The sequence below is a fragment of the Amycolatopsis suaedae genome (assembly GCF_004214935.1).
In the GTDB taxonomy this organism is placed as follows: Bacteria; Actinomycetota; Actinomycetes; order Mycobacteriales; family Pseudonocardiaceae; genus Amycolatopsis; species Amycolatopsis suaedae.
In genome coordinates this window covers 1-8846 of sequence record NZ_SFCC01000030.1, presented here as the reverse complement: position 1 = coordinate 8846, position 8846 = coordinate 1, and the positions used below count along the sequence as shown (strand labels likewise).

1 protein-coding gene and 1 pseudogene are annotated in these 8846 nt (G+C 75.6%); both read right to left on the bottom strand.

What is annotated here, in order from left to right; translation table 11 throughout:
• Positions 1–7527, bottom strand: a 7527-nt coding sequence (locus tag EWH70_RS35305; protein WP_476692396.1) for an SDR family NAD(P)-dependent oxidoreductase, incomplete at its 3' end; no start/stop codon positions are given.
• A 2-nt stretch (positions 7528–7529) separates the two neighbouring features.
• Positions 7530–8843: pseudogene (locus EWH70_RS35300) on the bottom strand (beta-ketoacyl reductase); the annotation flags it as partial.
• Between the last annotated feature and the right edge of the window lie 3 nt (positions 8844–8846).

Sequence of the window (8846 nt, the reverse complement as noted above, 5' to 3'; positions counted from 1 at the left end):
ATGCGCATTCGTCCCCGAAATACCGAACGACGACACACCCGCCCGACGCGGACCCTCCGGCCACGACACCGGCTCCGTCAGCAGCTGCACCGCACCGGCGTCCCAGTCGACCTCCGGGGTGGGGGTGCCGATGTGCGGGGTGGCGGGTAGTTGTCCGTGCCGCATGGCCAGGACGGACTTGATGACGCCGGCGACCCCGGCGGCGGCCTGGGTGTGGCCCAGGTTGGCCTTGACCGACCCGAGCCACAGCGGCCGGTCGCGGTCCTGGCCGTAGGTGGCCAGCACGGCGTGCGCCTCGATCGGGTCGCCCAGCCGCGTGCCCGTGCCGTGGGCTTCGACCAGGTCCACATCGGACGGTGACAGCCCCGCATCGGCCAGCGCCGCCCGGATCACCCGCTGCTGCGACGGCCCGTTGGGTGCGGTCAGGCCGTTGGACGCACCGTCGGAGTTCACCGCGCTACCCCGCACCACCGCCAGCACCCGGTGCCCGTTCCGCCGCGCGTCCGACAAGCGCTCCAGCACCAGCATCCCGGCGCCCTCGGACCAGCCGGTGCCGTCGGCGTCGGCGGAGAACGACCGGCACCGGCCGTCCGGGGACAGCCCGCCCTGCCGGGCGAACTCGGCGAAGATCGCGGGGGTGGCCATGACGGCGACACCGCCTGCCAGCGCGAGCGTGCACTCCCCCTGCCGCAGCGCCCGCACCGCCAGATGAATCGCCACCAGCGACGACGAACACGCCGTATCCACCGTCAACGCCGGACCCGTCAACCCCAGCGTGTACGCGATCCGCCCGGACAACACACTCGGCGTGCCGCCGGTGAGGCGGTAGCCGGTGAGGCCGGCCGGGACGGCACCGGTGGCGTAGTCCTGCGCCGACCCGCCGACGAACACGCCGGCTTGCTCACCGCGCAGCGAGTGCGGGTCGATGGCGGCGCGTTCCAGTGCCTGCCAGGAGGTTTCCAGCAGCAGCCGCTGCTGCGGGTCCATCGCCAGCGCCTCCCGAGGGGAGATCCCGAAGAACGCGGCGTCGAACATCCCGGCGTCGTCCAGGAATCCGCCGCGCGGGGGCGCGTCGCCGAAGTCTCCCGGACTCCAGCCGCGCCCGGCGGGCGGGCCGGACACGACGTCGCGGCCGTCGGCGAGCAGCCGCCACAACGCTTCCGGCGAGTCGGTGCCGCCGGGATACCGGCAGCTCATTCCCACAATTGCGATCGGTTCGGTCACCGGTGACGTCACGGTGGCGGGCGCCGGGCGGTTGTCCTGTCCGCGCAGGAACGCGGCCAGTTCGGCGGGGGTGGGGTGGTCGAACACGACGGTGGCGGGCAGGCGCAGGCCGGTGTGCTCGGCGAGCCGGTTGCGTAGTTCGACGGAGGTCAGCGAGTCGAAGCCCTGCTCGGTGAACGGCTGGTCCGGTGCGACGTCGGCGGCCGTGGCGTGGCCGAGCACGGCGGCGGCCTGGATCCGGACCAGGTCGAGCAGGTCACCGCCCGGCCGGGCGGGGCGGGCAGCCGGCCGGGTGCCGGTGAGCACGGCCGCGACGACGGCGGGTTCGGCGGCGGTGCGGGCCGCGTCGAACAGGGCGAGACCGCCGGCCTCGGTCAGGGTGCCCAGGCCAAGCCGGGCGAAGCGGGCCCGGTCGGCCTCGCCGAGTCGTGCGGTCATGCCGGCGGAATCGGCCCACGGGCCCCAGGCGACGGACACCGCGCCCTCGTTGCGGGCCCAGGCGTCGAGGAAGGCGTTGGCGGCGGCGTAGTTGGCCTGCCCGGCGGAGCCGGTGACGCCGGAGATCGAGGAGAACACGACGAACTCGGCCAGGTCGTGGTCACGGGTCAGCTCCCGCAGGTGCGTGACGGCGTCGGCCTTGGGCCGCAGCACGTGGTCGAGCCGCTCCGGGGTGAGCGAGGTGACCACGCCGTCGTCGAGGACACCGGCGGCGTGCACGACGGCGGTGAGCGCGCGGCCGGTGAGCACGGCGGCGAGGGCGTCGCGGTCGGCGACGTCGCAGGCGGCAAACGTCGCGGTCGCGCCGAGCGCGGCGAGTTCGGCGGCCAGCGCGGGGTCGTGGCCGCGGCGGCTGAGCAGCAGCAGGTCGCGGAAGCCCTGCCGGGCGAGGTGGAGCGCGACCGCGGAGCCCAGCGCGCCGGTGGCGCCGGTGATCAGCACCGTCCCGGCGGGGTCGGCGGCGGCGGGGACGGTGAGCACGACCTTGCCGACGTGCCGGGCCTGGCTGAGGTGCCGGAACGCCGCCGGTGCCCGGCGGACGTCCCAGGTCGCCACCGGCAGGTGCCGCAGCACGCCACGGCCGAACAGGCCGACCACCTCGGCCAGCAGTTCACCGAGCCGCCCGGGGGCGGCGTCGAACAGGTCGAACGCCCGGTAGTGCACGTCGCGCGGGTCGCGTACGTCGGTCTTGCCGAGTTCGAGGAACCGGCCGCCGGGGGCGAGCAGGCCCAGTGAGGCGTCGACGAACTCGCCGGTCAGCGAGTTGAGCACGACGTCGAAGCCGCCGGGGAACCGGTCGGCGAAGCCGAGATCGCGGGAGGAGGCCAGGTGGTCGTCGTCCAGGCCGAGCGCACGCAGGGCGTCCCACTTGGCGGGGCTGGCGGTGGCGTAGACCTCGGCGCCGAGGTGGCGGGCCAGTTGCACGGCGGCCATGCCGACCCCGCCCGCACCGGCGTGGATCAGGACGGACTGCCCCCGGCGCAGTTGCCCCAGTTCGACGAGCGCGTAGTAGGCGGTGAGGAACACGACCGGGGTCGCGGCGGCGTCGGTGTACGACCAGCCTGCCGGGATCCGCGCCAGCAGCCGCGCGTCGGCGACGGCGGCCGGGCCGATGCCGCCGCGGACCAGGCCGAACACCCGGTCCCCCGGCCGCAGGCCGGTACCGGCCCCGGCCTCGGTGACGATCCCGGCGGCCTCGACGCCGAGCGGGCCCGGTTCGCCGGGGTACAGGCCGAGGGTGCTCAGGACGTCGCGGAAGTTGAGACCGGCGGCGCGTACCGCGATCCGTACCTCGCCGGGCGCCACGGCCGCGTCGGCGGTCTGGGCGAGGGTGAGGCCGTCGAGGGTGCCCCTGCGGGTGACGTCGAGCCGCCAGGACGGCGCGTCCGGCACCGCGAGAGTGTCCGATGTGGACAGCCGGGTGAGCCGGGGTGCCAGGAGTTCGCCGCCCCGGACGGCCAGTTCCGGCTCGCCGGTGGCCACGGCCGCGGTCAGCAGGTCGTCCGGCAGCGGCCCGTCGGTGTCGACGAGGACGAACCTGCCGGGGTGCTCGGCCTGCGCGGAGCGCACCAGTCCCCAGACGGCGGCGTGGGCCGGATCGCCGTCCGGGTCGCCGGGGACGGCCACGCCGTGCCGGGTGAGCAACACGAGCGGAGGACCGGTGAGCCCGGACCGGACCAGTTCCAGCGCGTGGCCGGTGGTGGCCCGCACGTCGCCGGGCGGGATGGTCTCGACGCGGACCTCCGGCGTCCCGGTGCCCCGGGCGACCGGGCGCCAGTCCAGGTGGAACAACGCCCCGGCGGTCAGGGCGGCAGGTCGCAGGGTGAGCGCGTCGACGTCGAGCACCGGCCGTCCGGTGTCGTCGGCGACGGTGAACGACACGGTGTCGCCGGTGCGGGTCAGCCGCACGCGCAGGGTGGTGCCCGCGGGGCCGTGCCAGGTGACCCCGCGCCAGCTGAACGGCAGCCGGGCGGTGTCCCAGCCGTCCAGTGCGACCGGGTGCACGGCGGTGTCGAGCAGTGCGGGGTGGACGGTGAATCCGGCGGGCGGCTGGTCGGTGCTCACCTCGGCGAGCAGGTCGGCGCCGTGCCGCCAGGCGGCGCGCACGCCGCGGAACGCGGGCCCGTAGTCGATGCCGGTGGCGGCGAAGGTGTCGTACAGGCCGTCGACATCGGCCGGTTCGGCTCCCGGCGGCGGCCACTGTCGGTCCACTGTGGACGCCGAGCCGGTGGCGGGGGTGAGTGTCCCGGTGGCGTGCCGGGTCCAGTCGCCGTCGGTGCGGGCCGAGATCGTCACCGGGCGGCCGCCGGTCCCGTCGGCCTCGCCCACCCGAAGCTGCAGTTCGGCGCCGGACTCGGGCAGTACCAGCGGTGCGTGCAGGGTCAGTTCGTCGACCCTCGGGCAGTCGCAGCGCTGCCCGGCGGCCAGCGCCAGTTCCAGCAGTGCCGTGCCGGGCACGACGATCCGGTCGCCGACGCGGTGGTCGGCGAGCCAGCCGCTGCCGGTCAGCCTGCCGGACCAGACCAGGCCGTCGCCGCCGGCGAGGCTGATCATCGTGTCCAGCAGCGGGTGCTCGGAGTGCCTGGTGTCGCGTGGCTCGACCCAGAACCGGCGGCGCTGGAAGGCGTAGGTGGGCAGTTCGACGCGGCGTGCCCCGGTACCGGCGTGCAGCGCCGTCCAGTCGACGGGGACGCCGCGGGCGTGCAGGCCGGCCACGGCGGCCGCCACCGCGGCCGGTTCGTCCCGGCCCGCCCGCAGCACCGGTACCGCGCCGTCGACCAGGCCGGACAGCACGGCGTCCGGGCCGAGCTCGACGAAGGTCCGCACGCCGTCGGCGGTCAGGGCGGTGACGGCGTCGGCGAAGCGGACGGTGTCGCGGACCTGCCGCACCCAGTACTCCGGCGTGCACAGGTCGTCGCCGGGCTGCCGGGTGGACACGATCGGGATGGCGGGCGGGTGGAACTCGCACCCCTGGGCGGCGGCGCGGAAGTCGTCGAGCATGCCGTCCATGCGCGGCGAGTGGAACGCGTGGCTGACCGGCAGGCGCTTGATGCGGCGGCCGGGCAGGGCGCGGGCGATCTCGGCGACGGCGGCCTCGTCGCCGGACACGACCACCGCGGACGGGCCGTTGACGGCGGCGATCGAAACGCTCGCCCCGCACAGCGGGGCGATTTCGTCCTCGGTGGCGGCGACGGCCAGCATCGCGCCCCCGGCGGGCAGTGCCTGCATCAGCCGGGCGCGGGCGGCGACGAGCCGCGCCGCGTCGGGCAGCGACAGCACCCCGGCGACGTGGGCGGCGCTCAGTTCGCCGATCGAGTGCCCGGCCACCACGTCGGGCCGGATGCCCCAGTGTTCGAGCAGGCGGAACAGGGCGACCTCGACGGCGAACAGGGCGGGCTGGGCCCAGCCGGTCTGGTTCAGCCTGCCGTCGTCGGGGCCCCACATGACCTCGCGCAACGGGAAGTCCCACTGGGCCAGGACGGCGTCCAGCGCCCGCGCGAACACCGGGTGGCGTTCGCGGAGTTGCCGGCCCATGCCGGGCCGCTGGGCGCCCTGGCCGGTGAACAGGAACGCGAGCCGCCCGCCCGGGCCGGCCACGGGGTCGACGTTGTCCAGTGCGGCCAGCAGTCCGGCGCGGTCGTCGGCCACGACGGCGGCGCGGTGGTCGAACGCGGTGCGGCCGGTGGCCAGCGACAGCGAGACGTCGGCCGGGGTCAGGTCGGGATGTTCGGCCAGCCAGTCCCGTAGCCGGGCGGCCTGGGCTCGCACGGCGTCGCCGGTCTTGCCCGACAGGACCACGGGTGCGGGGCCGTTACCCGGGCTGGGTTCGGTTCGTCCGGGCACCGCTTCGACGATCACGTGGGCGTTGGTGCCGCTGATGCCGAACGAGGACACGCCGCAGCGGGCGGGGCGGCCGGTGTCCGGCCACAGCTCCGGTTCGGTGAGCAGGGTGACGCCGTCCCAGTCCACGTGCGGGGTGGGTTCGGCGGCGTGCAGGGTCGCGGGCAGCACGCCGTGCCGCATGGCCTGCACCATCTTGATCACCCCGGCGACGCCGGCGGCGGCCTGGGTGTGGCCGATGTTCGACTTCACCGACCCGAGCCGCAGCGGCCGTTCCCGGCCCCGGCCGTAGGCGTCGACCAGTGCGCGCGCCTCGATGGGGTCGCCGAGGGTGGTGGCGGTGCCGTGTGCCTCGACGGCGTCCACATCGGACGGTGCGAGGCCGGCGTCGGCGAGCGCGTCGCCGATGACGGCGACCTGCGCGGCCGGGCTGGGTGCGGTGAGGCCGTTGCTGGCGCCGTCGGAGTTGACCGCGCTGCCCCGCACCACCGCGAGCACCGGGTGACCGAGCCTGCGGGCTTCCGACAGCGGGGCCAGCAGCAGGACACCGGCGCCCTCGGCGAGCCCGGTGCCGTCGGCGGCGGCGGCGAACGACCGGCAGCGCCCGTCCGGGGACAGGCCGCGCTGCCGGGAGAAACCCTGGAACTGCGCGGGGGTGGCCATCACGGTGACGCCACCGGCCAGGGCGAGCGTGCACTCCCCCGCCCGCAGTGCCCGCACCGCGAGGTGAATGGCCACCAGTGAGGACGAGCAGGCGGTGTCGACGGTGACGGCGGGCCCGGCGAGGCCGAGCGTGTAGGACAACCGTCCGGAAAGGACACTGGCGACGCCCGCGGTCAGTGAGAAGCCTTCCAGTTCAGCCGGCCCGGGGCGGCTGCCGTAGTCCTGGCCGCTGGTGCCGACGAACACGCCGGTGCGACTGCCGGCCAGCGACGCGGGGTCGATTCCGGCCCGTTCGACGGCTTCCCAGGTGGTTTCCAGCAGCAGCCGCTGCTGCGGGTCCATGGCCAGTGCCTCGCGCGGGGAGATGCCGAAGAACGCGGCGTCGAACTCGGCGGCGTCGTGCAGGAACCCGCCGTGGCGGACGTAGGAGGTGCCGGGCCGGTCGGGGTCGGGGTCGACGAGCCGGTCGAGGTCCCAGCCGCGGTCGGCCGGGAACTCGGTGATGGCGTCGCGGCGGTCGGCGACCAGCCGCCACAGGTCGGCGGGGCTGGTGACACCGCCGGGGAAGCGGCAGGCCATGCCGATGATGGCGACCGGTTCGGTGCGAGCGGCCAGTGCGCGGTTCTCCTCGCGCAGGCGTTCGGTCTCCTTGACCGAGGCACGCAGCGCGGCGGCGAGCTGTTCGACGGAGGGTCCGGTCATTCCCGTTGTCCTTCGAGTACGGAGCGCACCAGGTCGTCGAGGCTCATCGTGTCGGCGTCGGCGGCGGGCTCGGGCTGGGCGCGGCTCAGCAGGAAGCCGGCGAGCGCGTCCAGCGACGGGTGTTCGAAGGCGAGAGTGACCGGCAGGTCGAGCCCGGTCACGGCACGCAGCCGGTTGCGCAGGTCGACGGCGTTGACCGAGTCGAAGCCGAGGTCGCGCAGCGCCCGCCGGGTGTCGATCCGGGCGTCGGCGGTGTGGCCGAGGACGGCGGCGACCTCGGCACTGACCAGGCCGGTGACGTACTCGCGCCGCCGCGCGGGGTCGACGTCCCGCAGGCGGTCGGACAACGTTGCCGGGGGTGCTGCGGGTTCGGTGTCCCGCGCGGGGCGCAGCGGGTCGAACAGCCTGCTGGGCCGGGTGGCGGTGAACGCGGTGTGGAAGCGTGGCCAGTCGACGTCGGCGACGGCCACGGTGACGTCGCCGCGGTCGAGGGCGCCACGCAGCGCGGCGAGTGCGCGCCGCGGTTCCAGCCGCCGGATGCCGTGCCGGTGCACCAGGTCGCCGAATCCGTCGCGGGCCATCATGCCCTCGCCCGCCCACGGCCCCCAGACGACGGAGGTGGCGGGCAGGCCGTGGGCGCGGCGGTGTTCGGCGAGCGCGTCGAGGTGGGCGTTGGCGGCGGCGTAAGCGCCGTTGCCGCCGCTGCCCCACAGCCCGGCGATCGAGGAGAACAACACGAACGCGGTGAGGTCCCGGTCGCGGGTGAGTTCGTGCAGCACCTGGGCGGCGGTCGCCTTGGCCCGCAGTACCTCAGTGAGGCGGGCGGGGGTGAGGTCGGCGATGTCGGTGCGGTCCATGAGCCCGGCGAGGTGGAACACGGCGCGGACCGGGGTGCCCTCGGCGTCGAGTGCGTCGAGGACTCCGGCGACGGCGGCGCGGTCGGCGGCGTCGCAGGACACGACGCTGACCTTGGCGCCGAGTGCGCCGAGTTCGTCGGCCAGCGGCCCGGCGGTGTCGGCGGCGGTGCGGCCGAGCAGGACGAGGTGGTCGGCGCCCTGCCCGGCGAGCCAGCGGGCGACGTGTGCGCCCAGTGCCCCGGTGCCGCCGGTGAGCAGCACGGCGCCGGCGGGGGGTGTCCACGGCTGCCGCGCCCGGGTGGCGGAGTGGTGGCCGATGCGCCGGGCGAACAGGCGGGTGCCGCGGACGGCGACCTGGTCCTCGTCGCCGGCCAGTGCCGCGCGCAGACCGTCGGCGTCCGGGCCGGGCAGGTCGACGAGGCCGCCCCAGCGGCTGGGCTGTTCGAGTGCGATGACGCGGCCGAGTCCCCAGATCTGGGCCTGTTCGGGGTGCCGCACCGGGTCGTCGTCCCCTGTGGACACCGCGCCGGTGGTGACGCACCAGAGCCGGGTGTCCTCGCCGAGGGCGTGGACGAGGGTGAGCGTGGCGGCGGCGTCGGGCAGGAACGACACGACGTGCGGATGCGGGCCGGCGGCACGCAGGCGGGCGGCGAGGGTGTCGCGGTCGATGCCGGGTTCGGCGGTGAGGCAGGTGGTGCCGGGGCCGAGCAGGGCCGCCGGGTCGATGCCGGGCGGGGCGACGGCGAGCCAGGGGCCGGTCTGCCGCGGCGCCGGGTCGACGGGGTGCCATTCGACCCGGTAGCGCGGTGGCTGGGTGTCGCGTCGCCAGGCGGCCAGTTCGCCGACCAGGCGGCGCAGTTCCGCGTCGGGCTCGGCGTCGAGTGCGGCCGCGACGGCGTCGGCGTCGTCGAGCAGGTCCCGGAGTCCGGTGGGCTTGAGCCAGAAGTGCTGGCGCTGGAACGGGTAGGTGGGCAGGTCGACGAGGCGGCCGCCGTCCACGGCGGTGGTCCAGTCGACAGGGACACCGTGGACGTGGAGTTCGGCGGCGGAGGTGAGCATCCG